This window comes from Bradyrhizobium sp. KBS0727 (assembly GCF_005937885.2).
Taxonomy (GTDB): Bacteria; Pseudomonadota; Alphaproteobacteria; order Rhizobiales; family Xanthobacteraceae; genus Bradyrhizobium.
Genome location: NZ_CP042176.1, coordinates 2873531 through 2898326, shown reverse-complemented (window position 1 = coordinate 2898326; position 24796 = coordinate 2873531). Strand labels below are relative to the sequence as shown.

General features: G+C 62.1%; 22 protein-coding genes. 7 read left to right on the top strand and 15 right to left on the bottom strand.

The genetic code is table 11. The features are described 5' to 3' along the window. Position 1: 1 nt before the first annotated feature. From FFI89_RS13150 to FFI89_RS13115, 8 genes are all read right to left on the bottom strand, one after another. Complete coding sequence (locus tag FFI89_RS13150; protein ID WP_138837143.1) at positions 2 to 841, bottom strand: xanthine dehydrogenase family protein subunit M; 840 nt, start codon at positions 839 to 841, stop codon at positions 2 to 4. After that, positions 838 to 3216, bottom strand: a complete 2379-nt coding sequence (locus tag FFI89_RS13145; protein ID WP_246669443.1) for a xanthine dehydrogenase family protein molybdopterin-binding subunit — start codon at positions 3214 to 3216, stop codon at positions 838 to 840. The genes FFI89_RS13150 and FFI89_RS13145 overlap by 4 nt, the downstream gene beginning before the upstream one ends. Before the next feature lie 64 nt (positions 3217 to 3280). Beyond that, positions 3281 to 3814 (bottom strand): aromatic-ring-hydroxylating dioxygenase subunit beta, encoded by a 534-nt coding sequence (locus FFI89_RS13140; protein ID WP_210249112.1) that lies wholly within the window; start codon positions 3812 to 3814, stop codon positions 3281 to 3283. Between the two features lie 61 nt (positions 3815 to 3875). After that, the gene (locus FFI89_RS13135) at positions 3876 to 6788 is read right to left on the bottom strand and encodes an FAD-dependent oxidoreductase (protein WP_138837139.1); all 2913 of its coding nucleotides are present in this window, start codon (positions 6786 to 6788) and stop codon (positions 3876 to 3878) included. 45 nt (positions 6789 to 6833) lie between these two features. Further along, a complete protein-coding gene (locus tag FFI89_RS13130; protein WP_138837137.1) occupies positions 6834 to 7613 on the bottom strand; it encodes an ABC transporter permease in 780 nt (259 codons plus the stop codon). Positions 7614 to 7700: 87 nt separating this feature from the next. Then, positions 7701 to 8528, bottom strand: a complete 828-nt coding sequence (locus FFI89_RS13125) for an ABC transporter ATP-binding protein (RefSeq protein ID WP_138837135.1) — start codon at positions 8526 to 8528, stop codon at positions 7701 to 7703. Then, positions 8515 to 9534 (bottom strand): ABC transporter substrate-binding protein, encoded by a 1020-nt coding sequence (locus tag FFI89_RS13120; RefSeq protein ID WP_138837133.1) that lies wholly within the window; start codon positions 9532 to 9534, stop codon positions 8515 to 8517. The genes FFI89_RS13125 and FFI89_RS13120 overlap by 14 nt, the downstream gene beginning before the upstream one ends. 265 nt (positions 9535 to 9799) lie before the next feature. Beyond that, positions 9800 to 10387 (bottom strand): MarR family winged helix-turn-helix transcriptional regulator, encoded by a 588-nt coding sequence (locus tag FFI89_RS13115; protein WP_210249111.1) that lies wholly within the window; start codon positions 10385 to 10387, stop codon positions 9800 to 9802. A 120-nt stretch (positions 10388 to 10507) separates the two neighbouring features. Between FFI89_RS13115 and FFI89_RS13110 the strand changes: the two genes are divergently transcribed. From FFI89_RS13110 to FFI89_RS13085, 6 genes are all read left to right on the top strand, one after another. After that, positions 10508 to 11710: an ABC transporter substrate-binding protein gene (locus FFI89_RS13110; protein ID WP_138837130.1), complete on the top strand. Its 1203-nt coding sequence runs from the start codon at positions 10508 to 10510 to the stop codon at positions 11708 to 11710. Between the two features lie 167 nt (positions 11711 to 11877). Then, positions 11878 to 12810, top strand: a complete 933-nt coding sequence (locus FFI89_RS13105) for an amidohydrolase family protein (protein WP_138837128.1) — start codon at positions 11878 to 11880, stop codon at positions 12808 to 12810. 65 nt (positions 12811 to 12875) lie between these two features. Continuing rightward, on the top strand, positions 12876 to 13577 hold the full coding sequence (locus FFI89_RS13100; RefSeq protein ID WP_210249152.1) for an Asp/Glu racemase: 702 nt from the start codon (positions 12876 to 12878) through the stop codon (positions 13575 to 13577). 37 nt (positions 13578 to 13614) lie between these two features. Then, complete coding sequence (locus FFI89_RS13095; RefSeq protein ID WP_371722512.1) at positions 13615 to 14433, top strand: alpha/beta fold hydrolase; 819 nt, start codon at positions 13615 to 13617, stop codon at positions 14431 to 14433. A gap of 25 nt (positions 14434 to 14458) precedes the next feature. Further along, positions 14459 to 15523, top strand: a complete 1065-nt coding sequence (locus FFI89_RS13090; protein WP_138837122.1) for a 2,5-dihydroxypyridine 5,6-dioxygenase — start codon at positions 14459 to 14461, stop codon at positions 15521 to 15523. 34 nt (positions 15524 to 15557) lie between these two features. After that, complete coding sequence (locus FFI89_RS13085; protein ID WP_138837120.1) at positions 15558 to 16145, top strand: isochorismatase family protein; 588 nt, start codon at positions 15558 to 15560, stop codon at positions 16143 to 16145. A 420-nt stretch (positions 16146 to 16565) separates the two neighbouring features. Here FFI89_RS13085 and FFI89_RS13080 read toward each other — a convergent pair whose 3' ends face one another. The 3 genes from FFI89_RS13080 to FFI89_RS13070 are packed head-to-tail and all read right to left on the bottom strand — an operon-like array spanning position 16566 to position 20230. After that, positions 16566 to 17504 carry an aldo/keto reductase gene (locus FFI89_RS13080; RefSeq protein ID WP_138837118.1) on the bottom strand — a complete coding sequence of 313 codons (939 nt, stop codon included), beginning with the start codon at positions 17502 to 17504 and terminating at the stop codon, positions 16566 to 16568. Positions 17505 to 17549: 45 nt separating this feature from the next. Beyond that, a complete protein-coding gene (locus FFI89_RS13075; protein WP_138837116.1) occupies positions 17550 to 19046 on the bottom strand; it encodes an MFS transporter in 1497 nt (498 codons plus the stop codon). After that, on the bottom strand, positions 19043 to 20230 hold the full coding sequence (locus FFI89_RS13070) for an HlyD family secretion protein (RefSeq protein ID WP_246669442.1): 1188 nt from the start codon (positions 20228 to 20230) through the stop codon (positions 19043 to 19045). Before FFI89_RS13070 ends, FFI89_RS13075 begins: the two co-directional genes overlap by 4 nt. 226 nt (positions 20231 to 20456) lie before the next feature. Between FFI89_RS13070 and FFI89_RS13065 the strand changes: the two genes are divergently transcribed. Next, positions 20457 to 21098: a TetR/AcrR family transcriptional regulator gene (locus tag FFI89_RS13065; RefSeq protein ID WP_138837114.1), complete on the top strand. Its 642-nt coding sequence runs from the start codon at positions 20457 to 20459 to the stop codon at positions 21096 to 21098. A gap of 239 nt (positions 21099 to 21337) precedes the next feature. On the opposite strand, the gene FFI89_RS13060 is transcribed toward FFI89_RS13065, so the two are convergent. From FFI89_RS13060 to pdhA, 4 genes are read right to left on the bottom strand one after another with little or no spacing between them, the layout of a single operon-like run. Next, positions 21338 to 21562: a hypothetical protein gene (locus FFI89_RS13060; protein ID WP_371722485.1), complete on the bottom strand. Its 225-nt coding sequence runs from the start codon at positions 21560 to 21562 to the stop codon at positions 21338 to 21340. Between the two features lie 29 nt (positions 21563 to 21591). Further along, positions 21592 to 22695, bottom strand: coding sequence for a dihydrolipoamide acetyltransferase family protein (locus FFI89_RS13055; protein ID WP_138837112.1), 1104 nt, complete (start codon positions 22693 to 22695; stop codon positions 21592 to 21594). A gap of 19 nt (positions 22696 to 22714) precedes the next feature. Further along, the gene (locus tag FFI89_RS13050; RefSeq protein ID WP_138837110.1) at positions 22715 to 23695 is read right to left on the bottom strand and encodes an alpha-ketoacid dehydrogenase subunit beta; all 981 of its coding nucleotides are present in this window, start codon (positions 23693 to 23695) and stop codon (positions 22715 to 22717) included. Next, the gene (gene pdhA / locus FFI89_RS13045; protein ID WP_138837108.1) at positions 23695 to 24789 is read right to left on the bottom strand and encodes a pyruvate dehydrogenase (acetyl-transferring) E1 component subunit alpha; all 1095 of its coding nucleotides are present in this window, start codon (positions 24787 to 24789) and stop codon (positions 23695 to 23697) included. Before pdhA ends, FFI89_RS13050 begins: the two co-directional genes overlap by 1 nt. Positions 24790 to 24796: the final 7 nt, after the last annotated feature.

Genomic DNA, 24796 nt, shown 5'->3' with positions numbered 1-24796 from the left:
TTCAATGATCCGATTTGACGGCGAGCGCACCGAGAGCGCGGCGCACCGCGGTGGCATGCAACTGCCGGCCGGCGGCATCGTGGCCGAACAGCACCGTTGCGATCTCAGCGTCAACGATGTCGACGGCGGCGGATGCGCCTTTGTCCGCCAGCACTTTCGCCGTCTTCGGGAGCAGCACCGGCGGACCGTCCGTCGCACCTGCGAGAACGCGGCTCAATCCACTTTTCGGATCAAAAATGGCAACGCCGATCGCGTTGGCGAACTCGCCGCTCTTGCGACAGATCTTGTAATAACCCCATCCGGCCTTTTCCGAGAGCCGCGGCGCCTCAATGGCAATCAGCACATCGTTTGCGCCCAGCCTGGTTTGGAAAGCGCCCGCCAGAAACGTATCGGCAGAGAAGCGGCGTCTGCCGCCGTCGGCGCCCCGCGACACCATGGTCGCCCCCAGCGCCGCCATAGTCGAAATCCAGTCGGCCGCGGGATCGGCATGAGCGAGGCTGCCGCCGATCGTACCCCGATTGCGCACAGCGCGGTAGGCGATGCCGCGCGCGACATACGACATCAATCCACGCGTCGGGTCTTCAAATACCCCGTCCTCGATCTCGGCATGGGTCCAGCCCGCGCCGATAGACATGACCTTATCGTCGCCGGTGAGTTCGCGCAAACCTTCGGCGCGCTTGATATCGATCAGGATGCGCGGGCGCGCAAGCCGCAGATTAAGCATCGGTGCCAGGGACTGGCCCCCTGCAAGAATTTTCGCGTCGCCGTTGCCAGCTGCGAGAAATTCCGCAGCCTCCAGCAACGTGCGGGCACGCTTGTAGTCGAATGCTGCGGACTTCATGCGCCGACCCTGCCGCCAACCTGTGGCGCGGCTGCGGCCTTGGCGGCTGCGATCGCCGCGAGAATCCGCGTCGGCGATGCCGGCGCATCGCGCAAGATCGCATTCAGCGGCGCCAGCGCATCGTTGATGGCGTTGATGATCGCGGCCGGCGGCGCGATGGCACCGCCCTCGCCGACCCCCTTGATGCCGAACTTGGAATAAGGCGACAGCGTCTCCCGATGCGCGATGCGGAATTTCGGCAACTCCACCGGACCGGGTAAAATGTAGTCAAGCAGTGTGGATGCCAGCGGCTGACCGTTATCGTCGTAGGGGCTTTCTTCGAACAGGGCGGTGCCGACCCCCTGCGCCGCGCCGCCATAGGTCTGGCCCTCGACGATCATTGGATTAACCATCTTTCCGCAATCTTCGACGATGGCGTAGTCGAGGATCTCCACGAGACCGGTTTCCGGATCGACGGCAACACGGGCCGCGTGACTGGCGTAGGAAAACACCCCGCCATCCACCAGCGGCTTATAGCCCTCGGTTGCCTCCAGCCCACCGCGATCGACATTATCCGGCAACTGATCCGGGCGGATATACCAGGCGCGGCCGACGTCTTCGTAGGACACGCTGGCCTGGCCGGCAGAGATGCGTCCGTCCTTGAATGCCACGGCGGCCGGCTCGACCTGCAGCAAATGCGCGGCGATGGCCTTGATGCGCAGGGCGACAACTTCGGCCGCGCGGCCAACTGCGCCACCCGTCATCACGATGCCGCGCGACGCATAGGCCCCGGTTGAAAACGGCGTCGTCGCAGTATCGCCCAGCGTCACGCGAATGTCCTTGTAGGGTACGCCGGTCACTTCGCCCGCGATCTGCGCCAGCGTCGTCTCCAGCCCCTGACCGATAGTGTGAATGCCCGAGCGCACTTCGAGCGCGCCATCGGGCGTCAGCTTGACGAAGGCCTGATCAAAGCCCGGCACCAGGGGAAGCCCCCACGCGGCGAACACTTTCGTGCCGTGCGCGGACTGCTCGGTGTAGCTGGCGAAGCCGACGCCAAGATATCGACCGAGCGCGTCGCGGCGCGCACCGGCGCGAAATGCATCCAGGCCGATCATCTCCTTTGCTTCAAGCAGCGCGCCCGGATAGTCGCCGGAATCGTAATGCTTGTTGGTGATGTTGGTGTAGGGCATGGCGCTGGCGGCCACCAGGTTTTCGGCGCGCACTTCCCACGCCTCGCGGCCGACGGCTTTGGCGATGGCATCGATCGTTTGCTCCATGGCGAAGCAAACGCCCGGCCGTGCAACGCCGCGATACGGCGCAAATGGCGGCTTGTTGGTGGCGACGGAGAACACTTTGGCCCGATAGGCGGCCAGATGGTATGGCCCCGGCAAATTGCCGCCGGCCTGCGCCGCCTCGAGACAGGCGGTGAACGGCCAGACCGAATAGGCGCCGGTGTCGACCGAAATTTCAGCATCGAGCCCCAGCAATTTGCCGCGCTTATCGGCGTAGGCCTTGATCTTGTAGTGATGCTGGCGCGCATTGGCGCCGGCGACCAGATGCTCGCGGCGATCCTCGGTCCAGCGAAACGGCGTCTTGTAGGTCACGGCCAGCCACGCCACCGCGATTTCTTCCGGCTGCAACAGGCATTTGTATCCGAAACCGCCGCCGACATCGGGCGCGATCACGCGAATCACGGCCTGTGGCAGCCCCAGACATTCCGAAAGGCCGGCGCGAATGAGATGCGGCACCTGGGTCGAGGTGTGAACGACGAGTTGCCCGGCCCGATAGTCCCAGAACGCAAGGACACCCTTGCCTTCCAGCGGATGCATGGTCTGGCGTGCGCAAGAGACGTCGAGGTCGACGACGACCGGTGCCGTTGCTGCGATCGCATCGATGCCACTGTCGAAAGACGTTTCGAGAAAGAGATTGTCGCCCCAACTGTCGTGCAATTGCACCGCGTCGGCCTTGCGCCCGCTGTCGCAGGAGACGATAGTCGGCAGTTCGTCATAGTCGACCTCGACGAGTTCCGTCAGATCCTCAGCCGCCGCGCGATTTTTGCTCACGCACATGGCGACGGGCTCGCCGACGAATCTTACCTTTTCCCGGGCTAAAACCGGATATTCCGAAACCTTATAACCGGGAATGGACGAGCGGGTGACAATGGGAGCAACGCCCTTCAGATCGTCAAGAAAGAAGATCGCATGGTCATGGTCGGGGGGGCGCGTCCGCGACACAATACGCGCATGCGCGAGCGGACTGCGAAGAAACGCCACCTCCTGCAATCCCGCCATGAACAGATCACCGACAAACTGGCCGCGGCCGCGCAAATGCCGCGCATCTTCCTTGCGCAGAACGCGGGCGCCGATGCCTTCCGCGGAAGATGTGGTTTCGCTCACTTCTTGCTCCATGACCACCGACGCTGCGCGCCGCACTATCTGAGGGTGCTCTGTCCGGCCCGGTTCAAACCGGCAGGCACAGCGCGTTCGGGACCAGCAGATTGTCGTAGACGCAATGGCGTTTGGCCAGCTTCAATCCGTCCGAACCGCTACGAAAAATATCGTGATAGACCCCGACCTGATGCAGCGTCGCGTCCGGGCGGTCGAACAACACCTGCAACAGCAGATAATTCGCGCTCGCACGAATCGACCCGTCCGGGTCGATACCGATCACCTGCGTATTGCTGACGAAATGTCGCAGGTAACGCGGCGCGAACATCGCGGTTTTTTCCAGCGCGAAGGCGCGATCGCGGATCATCGCCCGGTTTTCGCAGTAAATCAGCCCGACCGGCATGCCGCGATCGTGATTTTCGCGCGAGAGAACGACATAGCTGGCGTCCTCGGTGAACATCTCGCTCCAATCGGACAGCCGCTGATCGTCCAGCGCCATCCCGTAGACCGCGTTGAATTGCTCGATCTCTGCACGGAGCAAGATGCGCTCGATACGCGCGTCTCTGGTGTCCGGTTGTCGTGATTTCATGTCAATTGCAAGCGACATTGTTTTCGTTTCCTCGAGTTGACTGCTGACGCGGCCTCACTCTCTTGCGAGAGCGAAAATATCACAGCGCCATCACCTCGCGCCAATATCGATACATGCCGCGGATGGCGGCCTCCGAAATCAGCGTATCGGCGGTTCCCATGTTGCCGGGATCGAGCTCGACCATATGCTCGCCGTTCGGCACGGAAATCATGCCGTCCTGCACGAACTTGATGGCTTCGTTGTCTTCCAGACCAAGGAAGCCGGCAGGCCCCATCAGATTGCCCTGCCGCAGCCGATGACGCGTCATCTCCTCGTCGTCGCCCTCGAAGCCGAACATCGTCCATTTCATGATGAATTCGTTCGGGCCGGTCGGCACGATCTGGCGAATGCCGAGCGTGTTCATCTCGCGCTGGATGATCATGTTCGGCCACAGCGTCATCATGGTCACCGACCACGGGCTCTTGAACTCGTCGACGAAATCCATGAAGCGCGGATCGGACAGCGACATCCCTTCCTTGTAGGCGCGCATTTCCTTTTTGGTGTCGGCGGCAATCTTGCTGGCGTCGGATTTTGCCGATGCCATCACGCCATGACGCCCGGTCGCGTCCGCCAGCATCAGGGATTTGTTGCCGGCGACGAGAAGGCCGAACGTCACCAGAAAGGTATGCAACAGGGTGGCGTGATAGGGGTCCTTGAGATTCTCGTGATACAGTTTCCAGTTGCCCGGCAGGCTGTGGCGATAATGACCGAGCACGCGCGGAATGCGGCCGTCGAAGGTCGCCTCGAATTCTGCGAGAATCTCGGGCCCGAGATAGTCGGCGAGCGGCTCCATATCGGCGCAGTATGATGCGAACACCACGCCACGATGGGTGGTGACCGTCAGCCGCTTCAAGCCATGTTCCGAGGTCTTGAAATCCGCCGGCATGCCGCCCGCGCCGTTGACGCCGCGCCGGAACGGCACTCCGGCCAGATTGCCCTTCAGATCGTAGGACCACTGGTGATAGGGGCAGACGAACTCCTTGGCGTTGCCATGCAGTTCGCGGCAGAATTCGGCGGCGCGATGCAGGCAACGGTTTTCAAAGACGTGGATGGTGCCGTCTTCGGCGCGCGATACAACGACCGGCGTCGGCCCGACATGCGAGCGAATGAAGTCGCCGGGATTGCGCACTTCGTCTTCCAGCGCGACAAAATTCCATGAACGGCCGTGAAAGATCCGCTCGACTTCGCGTTGATAAATGAACTCGTCGGTGTAGACCCAGTCGGGGATCCGCGTCAGCCCCTCCGGAGGCCAGACATACGTCTTGGCCTTGTCTTCGGGTGAAGCATGCGCCGAGAGCTTGGCCTGCGCGTTCATGATATCTCCCTTGTTGTCATGCGGCTGATCGAGAACGACGGCAGCCGCAGCGGCCGGATCAAACGGCGTCAAACATTCCAGTTCGATTCGCGCCGAGCGGATGGCCTGCGGCGACGAAAAGGCGACGACCGATGTCAGTCGGCCCGATGCCGGATCGAACGTTCGGTAGACCGTGCCCGCCACGCCATCCTCGCCGCTGCGGGCAACGGAATGATGCGGGGCAGCGACACCCAGGATTTGAACGTTGAGGCCGAACTGATCCGTCCAGAACCAGGGCTGCGCCGGAGCTTCCGTATCGGTCGATGCGCCAGCTATGGCGCGTCCGGCGGCGGCGCCCTGCTGCTCGGCATTGTGCCAGCTTTCCAGACGCCCGCGCCGGCCGTTGATCTCAGCGTGGTGGAGCGCGCAATCGCCCGCCGCCCAGATGCCGGGCACGCCGGTGCGGCCTTGCGCATCGACGACAATGCCGCCCTGCACATCGCAACCGGCGGCGGCCGCCAGCGCGGTGTCCGGTTCCAGTCCGATGCCGACGAGCGCGATGTCGGCAGCAACCGATTCACCGGAAGTTTTGACGACAAGCCGCCCATCGATCCGTTCAATCGCCTCAACCGACGTCGAGGTGCGAACGGTGACGCCATGTGTTTCCGCCAGCCGCCGGAACGCGCGGCCCAGCGGCGCCGGCATCACCCGGGCCATCAGTTCGGCTTCGCGCTCCAGCACGATTGCGGACAGACCCAGTTCGGCCGCCACCGAGGCCAATTCCATGCCGATAAAGCCGCCACCAATGATGGCGACCGCTTTTGCCTTGCGGATGACATCGCCGATCGCGGCGGCGTCCTCAAGCGTGCGCAGGTACATGACGCCCGGCAGTTCCGCCCCCGGAATGGTCAGGCGGCGGGGCTGGCCACCTGTCGCGATCAGCAATGCGCTGTAGGCGAGCGTCCGCCCATCGTCGAGCGTGGCAATACGCGCCTGCGCATCGATAGCCGACACGCGCCTGTCCAGATGCGCGGTCACGCGAAGATCTTCCAGATCCGCGGAACGCAGACGCGCACAAGCATCCGGACGGGTGTGCCCAAGCAACACGCCTTTGGACAAAGGCGGGCGCTCGTAGGGAAGATGACGCTCGGCGCCGACGAGATCGACAGCCCCTTCATAACCGGCCGCACGCATGGCGCGGATGGCCGCGGCAGCCGCCTGCCCCGCCCCCACAATGAGACACCGTTCGCCAGTGCGCGCGTGTGCAGCAATGCCGCCTGCCCTTTCAGCGGTCGCGCTCGGCAGCGCTGTGTCATCCGTGGGCAACGTCGTTTGCGCTGCTATCGCCGGCGAATCCAGGTCGACAAATACCGTGCCGTCCTCGACCTTCACTGCATAGGTTTTGACATCTTCCGTCAGCGGCGCGCAAAGCGCCTTGCCGGAGCGAATATCAAACAGTCCCTGATGCAGCGGACATTCGATCCTGCCGCCTTCGACAAATCCATCGGAGAGGAAGGCCAGCGCATGGGTGCAAATCCCATGGGTCGCGTAGACCTGATCGCCAAGCTTATAAAGAGCGACTGGAATGCCGTCGACTTCGACGCCGGTCACACCGTCGTGGCGTAATGACTCCAGCAAAATGGCGGAACGCCATGTCATTGTGCTCTCCTTCGTGAACCTGTTTAGTGAGGACCGACGCTGCCCTCAATGACCGCTCGCCTGCCGATTCTTGTAGTGCCAAGGCAACGCAAGCCGCTCGACAAAATCGAGCGCGCCGATCAGTCCGACGCCGAGCACCGACAGAATGAAAATCGCAGCAAACACGCGCGGCGTATCGAACGAGCCCTGCGCTGTCAAAATCGCAAAACCCAGGCCTTTTTGCGACGAGACGAATTCACCGACGATCGCACCCACCAGCGACAACGACAGCGCGACTTTGAAGCCGGCGAACATGTGCGGCAGCGCACAATACATCTTGATGCGCAGAAGCACCTTCAACCGCGACCCCCGCAACGCCTTCGCCAGATCGAGCTGATCCGGCGGCACCGAGCGAAGGCCGAGCGCGGTATCGATCACGATCGCGAAAATCGCGATCAGGGATGCAATGGCGATTTTTGGTTCGGCACCGGTGCCGAACCAGATGATGAACAACGGCGCGATCGCGACCTTGGGGACACTATTCAGCGCGACGAACAGCGGAAAAAGCAACTGGTCGAGCAGCGGCCATTCGACGATCGCGACGGCGAACGCAACGCCAAGAACAATCGCCACCGCAAATCCCAGCAACGCGACGCCGATCGTGAAGAAAGCCTGCTCCGCGAACCACATCGGCGCATCGGCGAGCTCGCGGGCAATCGCCGAGGGTGCCGGAAGAATAACCGGCTTGATGGCCCCCAGCCGCGAGGCAACTTCCCAGATCAGCAGAAAGGCGACTGCGCCCAGCAGCGGAACACCAAAACGGGCCAAGCGATTTGTCGATTGCATGTAAACTCCTCGCCGCAAGACGACGGCTGCTGTGGATGCAGAACGCAGGAATCCAGGATCACCGTTCGAAACGGCCTTGCGCCCGCCTCAGTCATGAATCAGGCCCATTTTTTCGAACAGGCCGCGAATGTGATGGGTGTAGCGAATGAAATCCGGCGTATCGCGCACCGCGAGCTTGCGATCGTCGGGAAGGTCGACGCGAATGTCTTCGGCGATCTTGCCGGGGCGGCCACTGAAAACCACGATACGCGTCGACAGAAATACGGCTTCCGAAATCGAATGCGTCACGAAGCCGACGGTCATGCGCTGCTGTTGCCAGAGGTGGTGCAGATCCACATTCAACTGGTCGCGCGTCAGGGCGTCGAGCGCGCCGAACGGCTCGTCCATCAGCAAAAGACGTGGCTTCAGTAGCAGCGAGCGGCAGATCGCAGCGCGCTGCCGCATTCCGCCCGACAAGGCGCTGGGATAGACATCGACGAAATCCTTCAACCCGACCATCGCCAGCAGTTCACGCGCACGCGGCTCGCAGACCTTCTTGTCGTAGCCGCCGAAGTCGGCCGGCAGCAACGCGTTCTCCAGAATCGAGAACCAGTCGAGCAGTGCGTCGCGCTGAAAGGCGATACCGAGCTTTTCCGGCGGCCCATCGATCGGCGCACCGTCGAGTAGCAACGAACCACCGGTAGGGCGTTCCAGTCCGGCCAGACACCGCAGAAACGTGCTTTTGCCGCAGCCGCTCGGGCCGAGCAGGCTGACGAATTCGCCTTCGGCGATATCGAGCGTGACGCTTTCGAGCGCAAGCAGGCCGTTGGCGCCGCCATAGCGCTTCTGCACGCCCTGTGCGGAAATCATCGCCCGCGGCGCCACCGCATGGGGGACGAACGGCAGTGTCGACACACGCTGCTCACTCGCCGCCATGTGCGATCTCCCTGACCAGCGCTTCGTCAATAAAACTATTGGTGTAATAGGCGCCCGGCGCCTCGACACGCTCGACCAACTTGCCCTGCTGCAGGGTGTCGAGCGCCTTGGCCCAATCGGCATCCGCCATGATGCCGATGGGCTTGCCGGCGGTTGCCGGCGTTGAAACCAGGCCGCGCAGAATTTCGATCTGCTCGCGCAAAACGTCGGCGTTCAATTTTGCCTGGGGACGCGCATCGATGATGGCCTGAACGCCTTCGGCCTCGTGACCATCCAGTATGTATTGCCACGCGCCCGCGACGACGCTTGCAAACCTGCGAATCTGATTTGGTTTCGCGGCGATCGTCGCCTCGGTCGTGAACAGACCGAAGCTTGGAAACTCCAGGCCGTAATCGGCGAACCGGATGGTCTTGGTCGGGCGCTGGCGATCGAAGATCGGCTGCATGAAAGGCGCCGACGAAAACGCGCCATCGACGCTGCCGGACATATAAAGGCTGCCTTTGTTGGCGGCGTCGACGTTGGTCAATTCCACTTCGCCGCGCGTCAAACCGCCGGCGGCGATGAAGCGATCCAGAAACGGAGTTTCGAGCGAACCGGCCGTGAAGGTGAGCTTCTTGCCCCGCAAATCCTTCGGAGAATTGATGCCGCTGTCCTTGCCAACCATCAGACCGATGTCGTTCTGACGGATAAAGCCCGCGACCGCCTTGACCGGCAAGCCTTTGGCGCGCGCGATCGCCATGGTGGCGAGCGATGCATGGCCAAGATCATAGGCGCCATTGCCGACGATCTGCACGGTCGAGACCGAGCCGTTGCCGTCTTCGATCTGGACATCGAGGCCGTGTTTGGCGAACCAGCCCTTTTTCATGGCCAGGTGAAACGGCGCCTGGTCACCCCAGGGGGTCCAGTCAAGGCGCACACGCAGCGTCTCGGCTGCGTTCGCGAAGGTGGAAATCATCGCAGCGACCGTCGTCAGTGCGCTGAGAACAAAGGTGGCGCTTGCTCGCATGGGGGGTCTCCGTCCGTGAATAATTGGGGGTAGACTACCTTCTTATTTCTGAAGGCTTCAAGAAAAATAGGATATATACTGACTAATTATCGCGCAAATTTCTAAAAATCAATAGGCATGTGACTGCGGTTTATGCGGCCAGCCGCCTAACCCGCCCGAAGCCAGTCTATGGAAATGAAGACCCGGAGAACTTGGCGCGCGCCAATGCCCGGCCGATCGAGCGGACGGAACCGACAGGATAAACGACCGCTGCGGCGGATGGAGATCAGTCTTCGGCGTCGCCCGGGGCGTGCGACCTTTTTCGCCGCCGACGCTCGACATCGAACCCCGACTCCGAGGGAACGGACTGGCTGTTTCCGTCGATCAACTGGGTCAGCACCGCTAGAAATGCCGGGCGAAACGGCGGCGCCAGCGGGGCCAGGATGCGGTCCTGCGCACGCATCATGCTGGCCCGGCCCTGCTCGAGGATGGTTTCGCCGGCGGGCGTGAGAAAGGCTATTTTTGAGCGCTTATCGTGTGCGCTGCGCTCGCGCCGCACCAGGCCTCTTTCCGAAAGCCGCTCAAGCACATCCGCGACGTTGGTGCGGTCGATCCCGACCTCGCGGCCGAGGCTCACCTGATCGCTGCCGGGGAAGTAATGCAGGGCCGTCAGCAGGCCATACTGGACCGGAGTGATGCCGAACTCGCGACATTCTTCCACGAAAATGGCCGAGTGAATCTGGTGCAGGCGGCGGATCAGATAGCCCACCCGCGACCACAGCGGCAACTGTCCGTGGCGACCCGCGTCGTCCGCCCCAGCCTGCGCCAGCTCCTCGATTTCGCTCATGGCATATTTATAAAACGAACTGACCACGCCCTCAACCTCTCGTCCAAAAATCAGTACAGCCCGGATTGACGGACGACCGAAACAAATTTATAAACTCAGTATACATCCTATTTTGAGAATGACATCTGTTCCAAAAGCGAGGTCGGTATGCGTAAATTCACATCCTGGATGCTTCCTCTGCTCACCATCCCGATGGCCAGCGCTGCCCTTGCGGGTCCTGATGCGATCACAGTCGGCGTCATCAACGACCTCAGCGGCGTCTATGCCGATCTTGGCGGCCAGGGCTCCGTCGTGGCCGCACAGATCGCGGTTGACGAATTCGGACCGAAGGTTCTTGGCAAGCCGATCAAGATCATGTCCGGCGATCACCAGAACAAACCCGATATCGGCTCCCAGCTCGCGCGGAGATGGTTCGATGTCGACAATGTCGACATGGTGATCGACTTTCCAAATTCGGGTGTCGCCTTGGCGGTGCAGGAAGTGGCCCGAGAAAAGAAGAAGGTCGCGATCTTTTCAACGGCGGGCTCGACCGATCTAACCGGCAAGGCCTGCTCTCCGACCGGCTTTCAATGGACTTACGACAACTATTCGAACTCCGCCGGCCTGGCGCAGGCAATGGTCAAAAACGGCTTCGACTCCTGGTATTTTCTGACAGTCGATTACGCTTTCGGCATCTCCCTGGAAAACGAAGCCTCGAAAGCGTTGACCGCGGCCGGTGGCAAAATGGTCGGCTCTGCGCGTCACCCGCTCAATACCGCGGACTTTTCCTCCTTTCTTCTTACCGCACAGGCCTCCAAGGCCAAAGTCATAGCTCTGGCGAGCGCTGGTGGCGACGTCATCAACGCCGTCAAACAGGCCGGCGAGTTCGGGATCGGTCAGGGCGGCCAGACGCTCGTCGCTCCGGTCACCTTCATCACCGACGTTCATGCGCTTGGTCTGTCGGTCGCGCAGGGACTGACCTTTATCACCGGATATTACTGGGATCTCAACGACGACACCCGGGCCTTCGCCAAGAAATTCTACGAGCGCCGCAAGGCGATGCCGACCATGGCGCAGGCTGGCGTGTATTCCGGAGTGCTGCATTACCTGAAGGCAATCGCGGCCGCGGGAACGGACAACGCGGACGCCGTCGCCGCGAAAATGCGTGAGCTGCCGGTGCACGACGCCTTCACGCAAGCAGGCACGGTTCGCGCCGACGGACGGATGGTCCACGACATGTATCTCGTTCAGGTGAAGAAGCCGTCTGAATCAAAGGCGCCGTGGGACTACTACAAAGTGCTCGCCACCGTGCCCGCCGATGTCGCCTTCCGGCCACTCGCCGACAGCACCTGCCCTCTCGTCAAGAAATAGCGCGAACCCTCCATCCGACAAACCTGACGTCGTTTGGGAGCCGAAACGGGTCACAGCAGGCAGATGGTCCCTGTTCTGTTCGAGGCCGGCCGACATCTGATCAAACCGCACTTGGAGCACACACATTGGCCGACCGTATTCGAAAAATAGCGCTTGAGGAGCATTTCATGGCGCCGGGGTTTCAGAGTTATTCAAAAGCGTTCACGCGATTGATGGGCGATGCCGCGCAGGCAGAACTGGCCGCGAAGCTTGACGACTTCCACGAAATCCGCATCGCGGACATGGATCGCGCCGGCATCGATATTTCCGTGCTGTCGCCAACCGGTCCGAGCGTCCAGGGTGAGACCGACGCGGCACTTGCCGCTAGCCGGGCGATCAATGCCAACGACTATCTCGCCGGCCAGATCGCGCGCAATCCCAAGCGGCTTGCGGGGTTCGCCTCGCTGGCCATGCACGATCCGAAGGTGGCGGCGCGCGAACTCGAGCGCACCGTCAAAACCCTCGGCTTCAAGGGCGCGCTGGTGAACGGTCATACCCACGGCACCTATTATGATCTCCCCGCCTACGACGCCTTTTGGGAGGCGATGCAGGACCTCGACGTCCCGCTGTATCTCCACCCCATCGATCACTTTCAGGTCCCGCTCGCCTACGCCGACCGTCCGGAATTGGCTGGTGCAGTCTGGGGCTGGGGCGTGGAAACCGCCTCACACGCGCTGCGTCTGTTGTTCAGCGGCGTGTTCGACCGCTTTCCCAGGCTCAAGATTATCCTCGGCCATATGGGCGAAGGGCTGCCGATGTTGCTGTGGCGGTTCGACAGCCGCTTTGCCGTCTACTCGCAAGGCGTGTCCTTGCAGTTGCGGCCGTCCGAATATTTCGGCCGCAATGTCGTCATCACCACGTCGGGCGTTTGCTCGCATGCGGCGCTGGCCTGCTCGCTCGCCGAGATGGGTGAACAGGCTGTCATGTTCTCGGTCGATTACCCCTATGAATCCAGCGCAATCGCCGCGGACTTTATCGAAACGGCACCGCTTTCCGACGCGGTCCGGCAGCTGGTTTGTTCCGGCAACGCCGCGCGCCTGCTGAAGATCAACCATCACTGATTGCGAGAGAGATGATGCAAAAGCCATATCGTATCGGACAGATCGTCCCGAGCTCCAACACGACGATGGAAACGGAAATTCCGGCGATGCTGACGGCGCGCCAGTTGATTCGGCCTGAGCGCTTCACGTTCCATTCCAGCCGCATGCGCATGAAAACCGTGAAGAAGGACGAACTGGCGGCGATGGACGCCGAATCCGACCGCTGCGCGCTGGAGCTCAGCGATGCCCGGGTCGATGTGCTGGGTTACGCCTGCCTCGTCGCCATCATGTCGATGGGGCACGGCTATCACCGCGCCTCCGAGACCCGTCTGCGCGCGCGCACCAGGGACAACGCGGCCGAGGCGCCCGTCGTCACCAGCGCGGGCGCGCTGGTCGACGCGCTCAAGGTGATCGGCGCCAAGCGGATCTGCCTTGTTGCGCCTTACATGAAGCCGTTGACCGAAATGGTGGTCGATTACATCCGCAACGAAGGTTACGACGTGGCGGAGTGGCGCGCGCTGGAAATTCCCGACAACCTCGAAGTCGGCCGTCATGATCCCGCGCGGCTCCCGGCCATCGTCGCCGAAATGAACACCCGCGATGTGGACGCCGTCGTGCTGTCCGCCTGTGTGCAGATGCCGTCGCTGGCGGCTGTGCCGAAGGTCGAAGCGATCACGGGCAAGCCCGTCGTCACCGCAGCGATCGCGACCACTTACGCCATGCTGAAAGCGCTGAAGCTCGAGCCGGTCGTACCCGGTGCGGGCGCACTGTTGTCCGGGGCTTATTGAGCCACACCAGACGCGTCGTCGGTTGGTTACGGAGACCATCATGAGCAATTTTCTGCATGGCGCGAACGTCCACGCCAACGGAGTACGCCAGCACTATTTGCGTTACGGCGGCGCCCGCACGGATCGCGATCCGATCATTCTTCTGCCCGGCATCACAAGCCCGGCGATCACCTGGGGCTTTGTCGGCGAGCAACTCGGACACGCTTTCGATGTGTATATTCTCGATGTCCGTGGGCGCGGCCTGTCGGAGGCCTCCACTGACCTCGATTACAGTCTTGATGCGCAGGCCAAGGATGTCATCGCGTTTGCGGAAGCGCTCAGCCTGTCGACCTATGCCATTGTCGGGCATTCCATGGGCGCGCGCATCGCCATCCGCGCCGCACGCAGCCATCCTGCCGGACTGACGCGCCTCGTTCTGATCGACCCGCCGGTGTCGGGTCCGGGACGACGCCCCTATCCCGCAAATCTCGCATGGTATGTCGACTCGATGGCCGCGGCGCGCAACGGCGCCAGCATCGATGCCATGCGCGGCTTCTGTCCGACCTGGACGGACGAGCAACTGCGCCTGCGGGCGGAATGGCTGCACACTTGCGATGAGCGCGCGGTGCTGGAAAGCTTCGAAGGGTTTCACACCGACGATATTCACGGCGACCTACCGCATGTGGCCATCCCGGCGCGCCTGATTCTGGCCGCGCGCGGCGATGTGGTCACTGACGCCGATGTCGTCGAGATCACAACGCTGCGCCCCGGCATCGAGGTCGAGCGCGTTCCGGACGCCGGCCACATGATCCCCTGGGACAATGAGCCTGGCTTCTATCGTGCGTTCGAGGCGTTCCTCGGCGCGCGGGTCGATTAACGCAGTTTTTCAAAAGGAGACGACAATGGCTGTCAGCGATTACGATCTCATCCAAGCCTGGAAACAGGTTCTCTCCCTGTCGAAACTGCAGCGCGGCCAGTTCGTCACCGTGCTGACCAGCGCGTCGACGCATCCGCAAACCCTGTCGTGCGCCATTCTGGCCGCCACCGACATGGGCGCGATCGTCAACCGTCTCGACCTTCCTCCGGTCAATGGCGAAAAGGCGATCAGCCGCGACGCCCTCGCCTATCTCGGCACCACGCCGCTCACCGGAAATCACGCCGCCATTGCCGCGCTCAAGGCCAGCGATCTCGTGCTCGATCTGATGACGCTGCTGTTCTCGCCCGAGCAGCATGAGATTCTGTCGTCCGGCACCAAAATCCTGCTCGCGGTCGAGCCGCCGGAAGTGCTGGCACGCATGGTTCCCACCATGGACGACAAGACGCGCGTCATGGCTGCGGCCGAGAAGATCGGCAAGGCGAAGGAAATGCATGTCACGTCCGAGGCCGGCACCGACGTGCGCTTCTCGCTCGGACAGTTTCCGGCGATCAGCGAATATGGATTTGTCGACGAGCCTGGCCGCTGGGACCATTGGCCGAGCGGCTTTGCGCTGACCTGGGCCAATGAAGGCGAAGCGGAAGGCAAGATCGTTCTCGAGCGCGGCGATATCCTGCTGCCGATGAAATCCTACGTTCAGGACCGCGTGCATTTCAAAATCGAAAAGGGCTTCTGCACCAGCATTGAAGGCGGTCTCGATGCGGAAATCCTTTCGGAATACATGGCCACCTACAACGATCCGGACGCCTACGCCATGTCGCATATCGGCTGGGGTCTGCAGCCGCGCGCCCACTGGTCGACCATGGCGATGTATGATCGCGAGGCCACCATCGGCATGGACCCGCGTGCGTTCGAAGGCAACTTTCTGTTCTCGTTCGGGCCCAACAACGAAGCCGGCGGCAGCCGGACCACAGCCTGTCACATCGACATTCCGATGCGCAATTGCACGGTCGCGCTCGACGGCGTCGAAATGGTCCGACGCGGCAAGGTGCTCGACGGCTACGGCCCCAAGCCGGTCGTGCGCCGTGCATAAGGAGGCCGAGACTTATCAGCGGCAGGGGTTTGGCATGGCGCTCGATGTGTGCCCGCCATACGGACTGCTGATCGTCGATTTTGTCAACGGGTTTGCCGATCCCGCCATCTTCGGCGGCGGCAATATTGCCGCGGCGATTGAGACCACGAAGGGATTGCTGGCGCATGCGCGGCAGCAACAATGGACGATTGCCCATACACGCATCGTTTTCGCCGACGATGGTGCGGATCATAATATCTTTTCGCTCAAGGTCCCGGGCATGCTGACGCTGAAGGAGAATGCGCCGGCCAGCGCCATCGTACCCGACCTTGCACCCGTGCCCGGCGAACTGGTGGTGCGCAAGCAGGTGCCGTCGGCCTTCTTCGGCACTGGCCTTGGATCCTGGCTGACGCAGCGCGGCGTGCAGACGCTGGTTGTGGCGGGGGCCGTCACCAGCGGCTGCGTGCGCGCCAGCGTTGTCGACGCCATGTCGCTCGGGTTTCGCCCACTTGTCGTGTCCGATTGCGTCGGAGATCGCGCGATTGGCCCACACAACGCCAACCTGTTCGATATGGAACAAAAATATGCGACGGTTGCGACGTTACGCGAAACACTCAGTGCGACAAGACAAAGCCCGCGATAATGGCCTCTGTCGGAATTCAAATCCCATCAGCTCGATGACACGATCAGCAAGATCAAGAAAACGCGTGACTCAGATCGAGGCAGTTCAGTTCCGGAGCATTTTGGATTTTCTTTGATCTCTCGGTGCACACGTCGTGCACACGCCGCCTTCTAACGAAGGAGTGTCCTAGTGAATGGAACTGTCGCAGTTTGAACAAGACTCTCACACTGGCGAGGCAGTGCTTCTCGCACCGGTCTCCGCGCATTCCCTGAAAACAGGAAATTTTACAGGAAGATTAGGGACTTGGATGCCCGGAGACACTCCAGACGCCCTCAAACCCCTGCGGTATCGATCCGTTCCATCCACTTCGGCCGGAAAGTCGCCTACTGCGGTGGGAGGTCACAACTTTCCCCGGCGCGGCTCGGCCCCGCGCCGCTAAAGTCATCGGGTCCCGGGAATAAATCCGGGCACGCCGGTCTGCACCACTGCGTTGAACCTGACGCTCGTGGTGATACGGTCTCGAATCTCCCGCATGGCCTCTTCAGGGAGGCTCGAAAGGTCAAAGCTTTCCTGGATGCGCCGAGGCTTGGTCGAGGTGGTCAGGAAAGCGGTGCCGCGCTGCACGGCCCAGGCCAGGGCCACCTGAGCTGGTGTCTTGTTCACACGCTGTGCGATGGATGTAATCACTGGGTCGGCGAGTACGTTTGGCTCCATGGCGTGTCCCAACGCGGCAAACGCCTGCAGTACAATCCCATGCTCGCGGCAGAACTCGAGCAGGTCCCATTCGGGAAGATACGGATGCGATTCGACCTGCACCATGGCAGGCCGGATCCGCGCGACCGCGACGATCTCTCTCAGCTTCTCCAATGTGATGTCCGATAGACCGATCGAGCCGCAGTGGCCATCGTCGACGAGGCGCTCCAGCGCCCGCCATGTCTCCACCAACGTAACCCCTGAATCGTAGATCACCCGACCGCGCTCATCTCTCGGGTCCTGTTCGTCGCCGGGTCGAAAGGCAAAGGGCGTATGGATGATATAGCAATCGATACGGTCGAGTTGCAGTCGCCGGCGACACGCGTCGAAGGCAGGCTTGACCCGCTCTGGACGATGATTGGTGTTCCATAGCTTCGTGGTAACGAACAGGTCCTCGCGCTGAAGCGTCCCCGCCTTGAACGCTTCCTGAATCGCCTCACCAACCGCCGCTTCATTGCGGTAGCGTTCCGCACAATCGAGGTGTCGAAATCCTTCTTCCAGTGCAGCCTTGGTCGCCTGTTTGGTTACGAGAGGATCCGGAATGAGCGTACCAAACCCGACAGCGGGAATCGGCCCAGATCCGTGGGTGGGAATCCTCGTATAACGAAGCATATCGGATGTTGTCATGCTCTTACTCCCTTGTATTAAGCCCAGTCGCTGGGCTCGACGGCATCAATTGGCCGGCCGTGGCTTACGTAGAAAAAACACAAGCGGGCTCACGATCAGCATGGCGAACATCAAGATCTTGAATTGGTCGATGACTGCTATAACGGCCGCCTGCTGGGTGATCATGCCGTTGAGCGCGGCGAGACCCGGTTTGGCGATTGAACCAGCGACATGCGCGGCCGCGCGGTACGGCGTGAGGTTCTTGGCGAGCGCCAGGTGCATGGCCTGGGTGTTGTTGTAGAAGAAGATCTGGACGACCGCGATGCCGATCGTGCTTCCATAGACGCGTGACAGGTTGAAGAGCGCGGTGCCTTCCGGACGGAATTTTGGATCGAGCGTGCCGAACGCCGCCTTGGAGAGCGACGGAAGCAACGTGCCGAGACCCGCCCCCTGGAGCAAGGTCGCCGCGACCACCAACCGCCAATCCATCGCCGGTGAATAGCCAAGCATCAGCGAATTGGCGTAAACCACCGCCGCCATGCCGCCGAATATGAACAGCCGGTTATCGATCCGTGCCGGAGCGAAGCTCATCAACACCACGGCCCCCACGAGCGTGACACCGCGTGCGAGGGTCATGTAGCCGGTGGTATCAACCGGATAATCGAGCAATTCCTCCAGCATCGGCGAGGTCAACGCCAGGGTCGGCAGCAGCACGAAGCCGACGGCGAAGAACATGATCGCCGAAAGAACAAAATTGCGGTCCTTGAACAGCGCCTTGTTGAAAAAATGCACATCCGTCGTCATGACGTGCACGATGAAAAGATAGAATCCCAGGACCGAGGCAATCGCCTCAGTCCAGATTTCCGCCGAGGCGAACCATTCCAGGCGCTCACCGCGATCGAGCACCATCTGCAGGCCGATCATGCCGAGCGAGAAGGTCGCCAGGCCGAAGAAGTCGAAGGGCGGGTTCTGTTCCGCCCTCTTCTCGGGGAGTGACAGCGCCATGGTCAGGAAGATGAAGCCCGTCATCGGCAGGCTGAAATAGAAGATCGAGCGCCAGCCGTGATATTCGCTGAGCCAGCCGCCGATGCTTGCGCCGCTGCTGATACCGAGCACGAGGCACACCGACCACGCCAAACTGATCCGGCCGTGGCGCGCCGGCGGCAGCATATCAAGCAGGACCGCCAGCGACAGAAGAGCGAGCGCGCCGCTCGCGGCGCCCTGGACGATCCGGGCGAATACCAAGTGAAGGGAAGTCGTTGCAAGCGTGTCGAGCATCAAGCCGAGCGAGAAGACAGCGAGAGACGCCTGATAGATCGTCTTCCGGCCGTAGCGCCCCGCGAGCCACCGCGCCATCGGCATGACAGCGGCGCCCGCCGCGATATAGGCGGTAAACACCCAGCCGACCTCGTCGTTGCCCATCGACAGCGTGCCCTGGATATGCGGCAGCGCCGCATTCGGCAGCGAGATGTTCACCGCCTCCATGTAGGTCGCCATCAGGGCCGCCACGGTGATTGCGCGATGGCCGCCGGCCGCGGTGTTCGATGGTTGGGCGATACTCATTTGTCCTCCGACGCGAGCACAAGCTGGAACGGATGGCGCCAGGTGCGGCGATGGCCAGTGTCGACCCGCGCAGTCACGCTGATGCCGGAGAACAGGGGCCGGCCAGGATCGACCTCATCAAGTTCGAGGCGCACCGGCAGGCGCTGGACGACCTTGACCCAATTGCCGGTCGCATTCTCGGGCGGCAAGACCGCGAAATCCGATCCAGTGCCCGGACTCATGCTGACGATATGCGCCTTGAACGTGCGATCCGGATAAGCGTCGACGTCGATCGTCGCCTCCTGACCCGGACGCATGTGAGTGAGGCCGGTTTCGCGGAAATTCGCCTCGATCCAGATGCGCCGGCTTGACAGCAGCGAGAACACGGGTGCGCCCGCATTGACGAAGCCGCCGACCTGCAACTCGTCGACCTTCGTCACGACGCCGTCGTCGGGCGCCCTCACCGTCGCGTAGGACAGATCGAGCCGGGCGCGATCGAGCTGGGCCTTGGCTGCGCGAACCGTGGGGTGGCGATCAATATCGATGTCGGAATCGCCGTTCAACGCAACGACGGTGCTGGCGATCTGCTGTTCGATGGATGTGATATGCTGACGGGCGACCTTGAGATTTGTCTCTGCTCGCTCATAGACAGCGCGCGGGGTGAAATCGGAGGCGACCAGCGCTTTCTTGCGGTCATATTCGCGTTCGTCAAAAACCGCCGAATCCCTGGCCGACTGTAGTTCAGCCTGTTGCTGGCGATAGGTCGCCTTTAGCGCTTCGACTTGGAGGCGCGCGCTGCCGAGACGCGCGTCCGCCTGATCCACCGCAATCTGGTATGGCTCCGGATCGATCCGGAACAGGACTTCGCCCTGCTGGACCCGCTGATTGTCCTCAACGGCGATTTCAACCGCCTGTCCGGCAACCCGGGCGTTGACGGTCACCTTCGCCGCGCGAACGAACGCGTTGTCGGTTGAGACATAAGGCTCGGTAGCGAGGTACAGCGCGGCTCCGATTGCGGCCACTACGATCGGAACGACGAGCATCAGCGGCCGCCGCAGCCGCTCCCTGATGCTCCTTCCGGACATCGCTACCGCGGGAGCGGTGCCAAGGCGGGGGTGGACGATTTCCGCAACTCCGCCAGCGGCTTCGGCACCGAGCGGCCCGATTCCAGGCGAATCATCGCCAGCCGATGCCTTGGCGGTCACCAATTGCACCGCCGTTCCGCTCTCGCGGAACTCCCTGCTGTCGCCTATCCAACCGGCGACTGGCGAAAGACTGCACCGCATCGAAAGCACTCACCTCGGTTTTATTTTATAACGATCACTACAAATATGACGCGAGCACGAAGCCGTCAAGATGTTCCCTCTTGTATTTTGTAACGTTTCATACAAATAAGATGCGAACACGTAGCGACCAGAGGTATTTTCCGATATGGCACGCAAAAAGAGCGAAGCGGCACCAGCGCGCAGGGGGCGGCCCCGCGCCTACGACACACAGGCGGCCCTCAAGCAGGCAACGGAGACCTTCTGGAAGACCGGCTACTCCGGCACTTCCCTCGACAGCATTGCTGCTGCGACCGGCATGAATCCGCCGAGCCTCTATGCGGCGTTCGGCAACAAGCACGCGCTGTATCTGGAGGCACTCGCACGCTATTGGGAGATCAGCCTGGCCGCCACACGTGAGGCACTTGCAGAGGACCGTCCCTTGGGCGAAAGTCTGATGCTTGCCTACGAAGCGGCGTTGTCCATCTATTTTTCAGGTAAAGGAAGCCCGCGCGGCTGCTTCGTGATCGGGACCGCCGTAGCAGAAGCCGTCGACGATGCCGCGATCCGGAACAGTGTTGCGGCGGGGCTGCGGATGATTGACGCGGATTTTGAAGTCCGCTTCCGCACGGCACACGAGAGAGGCGAGATAAAGCACGATGCCGATCCCGCGGCACTAGCGGTCCTCGCGTCAGCCACCATGCACACCATCGCGATCCGCGCACGTGCCGGCGCGCGCCGTGTCGAATTGAGGGAGATCGCCCGCAAAGCGGTGAGTGTGATCTGTGGATGCCAGGTAAACACGGCCTAAGCCGCAACGCATTCTCATGCTTTGAAGCCAGGAAAGGGGCGAGAGCCCGCAAAACGGCCGTCATGTCAGGCACCGTGACCGACCTCGGGATGAAGAGAGGTCGCACATTTCGTTCATGCTCCGTAGATGGAGAGTGTGTCCGCACGCTACCGTGCACTGCAGTGCACTCGATCGTTGGTCAAGACGTGGTGTCTTCAAACCAAACATCCGGGCATTCCCGGCGCCCACGTCCGCACGGCTCAGTCGCGCTTCAGTCCAATTGACTTGATCAGCGGTGCCAAACGCGCCAACTCGTCCTCGACCAGTCGTTGAAACTTGGCTGGACTGGAATTGATGTCGGGCTCCATGCCTTGGGAACGATAGCTTTCCTGCAGAGCGGGATCGGCGTCATCCTGACGCAGGACATTGGCAAGAGCCCTCCAGGCCATGGGCCGCCAAAACCGGACACCGGCAACCACTCGCATCAAGCTTCGGGCTCACGTGTATCGCGGTCCTACGAAGCCCGCTCAAGATCCGACCTCAGCGCGACGATAAAGCGAGCGGCCTCGCCGCCCGTCACAACGCGATGGTCAAAGGTGAGCGACAACGGCAGCACGCGTCGCACCGCCGGCCGGCCCTGATGTGCCACCACCAGCGTGGCGATCCGGCCGGCACCGACGATCGCCACCTGTGGCGGTACAACCACGAGACTGGCGAAGCGGCCGCCGATCATGCCGAAGTTCGACAGTGTGATGGTGGCCCCCCGAAGTTCTTCCGGTGGAATCGAGCGGGCGATAGCGTCGGCCCGCAGCCTGTCGAGCCCGGCTCGCAGGTCCCGTGCGTCGCGCTCGGCTACGTTGCGCATCACCGGCACGATGAGGCCCCCCTCGGTATCGATCGCGATACCAATATCGATGCGTTTGACCAGACGCCGGTCGCCCGCGCCGGAATTATACCAGGCGTTGAGCGCGGGCTCTGCTCCGCAGGCAGCCGCAATTGCGCGGATCAGGCGGACACTGGGGTCTTCGCTCGCTCGCCATTCGCCGATATCAGCGTCGTCGGTGACTGTAGCGGGAACCACTTCGGCATGCGCCGCTGCCATGCGCTGGGCCATGGCGCGCCGCATCCCACGCAATGCCTCGGCTGGCCCTGCCTCGGCGAGACTTTTGGCGGCCCGCTCGACGTCGGCCCGTGTGATGGTGCCGCCGGGTCCAGTGGCCTGTACGGCGTTGAGATCGACATCGAGCTTGCGTGCGAGGGCGCGCACCGCCGGGAGCACCTGGAGCATTCGCCCTGGCGCCGGCTCGGCAGGACTTTCGACCACTGCAGCTTGCTTTTCGCCGGTGTCGAGCTGGCCGACCACGGTGCCAGTATCCTGCTCGGCGCCCTCGGCGAACTCGACAAGGGGCGCACCAACTTTCACCAGATCACCTTTGGTCCCGAACACCCGCGCGATGCGGCCATTCCACGGCGACGGCACTTCAACCACGGCCTTGTCGGTCTCGACCGAGACGAGTGGCTGATCCGTAACCACGTGATCCCCCTCGTTCACATGCCAGGTCACTATCTCGGCCTCTTCCAGACCTTCGCCAAGATCGGGCAACATGAACTGTCGCATGGGATGTGTTCCGCTGATCTCAACTGAACTGGCAAGCCTTGCGTCCGGCGGCCGCGATACGGCCGACCGACGGCATATAATGTTGCTCAAGCCGGGGCAGCGGCATCACCGTATCATAGCCTGTGACACGGGCGACAGGAGCGAGAAGAGACGTCAGCCCGCGCTCGGCAAAAAGTGCGGCGATCTCGGCACCGAAGCCGCCGGTCCGCGCAGCTTCGTGCACGATGACGCAGCGTCCGGTTTTTGCGGCCGAGCTTAGCAAGGTCTCCTCGTCATAGGGCTTGAGGGTCGCGAGATCGATAACCTCCGCGCTGATGCCTTCGGCGTCGAGCGTCTCGGCAGCCGCCAGCGTCTCCTTCACCATCGCGCCCCAACTGATCAGGGTCACGTCACGGCCTTCCCTGAGGATAAAGGCGGCATCCAGTGGCAGGGCCTCGCCGTTGTCATCCACCTCGCCTTTCATTGCGCGGTAGATGCGCGTCGGCTCCAGGAACACTACTGGATCGGGGTCGCGGATGGCGGCGAGCAGCAGGCCGTAAGCGCGTTCGGGCGAAGATGGAATGACCACGCGCAAACCTGGAATATGGGCGAGCATCGCCTCGGCGCTCTCCGAGTGATGTTCCGGAGCGCGAATGCCGCCGCCATGCGGGGTCCGTAAAACCATCGGACAGCTGAGCCGCCCTTGCGTGCGGTTGCGCAGCCGCGAGGCATGATTCACCAATTGATCGATGCAGGGATAAATAAATCCCATGAACTGGATCTCGCCGACCGGCTTCAGCCCTTGTGCCGCCATGCCGACGCAGAGTCCGCTGATAAGAAGTTCGGCAAGCGGCGTATCGAATACCCGTTCCGGTCCGAAACGCTGCTGCAGTCCGACCGTGGCGCGGAATACGCCGCCGTTGACCCCGACGTCCTCGCCGAACACGACGACATTGGGGTCATCCTCCATCGCACGGGCGAGCGCCAGATTGATAGCTTCCACCAGCGTCACCTCAGGCATCAGTCGTTCCCCTCGAGTTCCCGGCGCTGCGCGGCATAGACCCTCGGCAGTTCGGCATAAAGGTGATCGAACATGGTCTCGGGGGCCCTCGGTTTTACAACTAAATAGCGCTCGACCGCGGCGTCGATGTGCTGCTGGCACTCGGCGGAAAGCTGCTCTTCGTCCGCCTTGCTCCACACCTTCTGACCAGCCAGAAATGATCTCAGCCGCGCGATCGGCTCCTCCTTCCAGCGCGCCTGGACCTCATCGGTCGGACGGTAGCGCGTCGCGTCGTCGGCGGTCGTATGATCGCCGAGCCGGTAGGTGACCGCCTCGATAAAGCGGGGGCCTTGGCCATTTCGGGCTGCTTCGATCGCCTCGCCGACTGCAGCATGCATCGCCACGATGTCGTTGCCATCGACCTGCTCACCGATGAAACCCGCTGCGATCGCCTTCTGCGCCAGCGTTTCGGATCCGGTCTGAAGCCGCAGCGGCACGGATATAGCCCATTGATTATTGGTGGCGACGAACACGACCGGCAGCTTGTGCACACCCGCGAAGTTCATCGCCTCCCAGAGGTCGCCCTTTGAGGTGGCGCCGTCGCCGAACAGACATACGGCAACGCGCGGCTCCTTGCGCAGCTTGAAGGCGTAAGCAACGCCCGCAGCTTGCGGCGCTTGCGATCCGACCGGAATGCAGAACGGGAAATCCTGGATCGGGCCTGAGAAGCGGTTGCCCCGCTCGTCGCCGCCCCAAAACAGCAAAATTTCTTCCAGTTTGACCCCGCGCCAGATCAAGGCGGCGTTGTCGCGATAGGAAGGGAGCAAGACGTCCTCGTCACGCATGGCGCTGGCCGTGCCAACCGACACTGCCTCCTGGCCAAGCGATGCGGCATAGGTCCCTAGCCGACCGGTGCGCTGCAACGCCACAGCTTTCACATCGAAGGCGCGTACCAGCACCATCGCCCGATAAAGCCTGACGAGCAGACGGGTATCGGAGGCGAAGGCCGGGAGCGGCCGATGGATCGAACCGTCCAAGGCGAGATAGGCGCGGTGGCGCACCTCGAAGCGCGCGATCACCGAAAGGTTCTCGTCCGGGTGCCATCTTTCGGTCATGTTACCG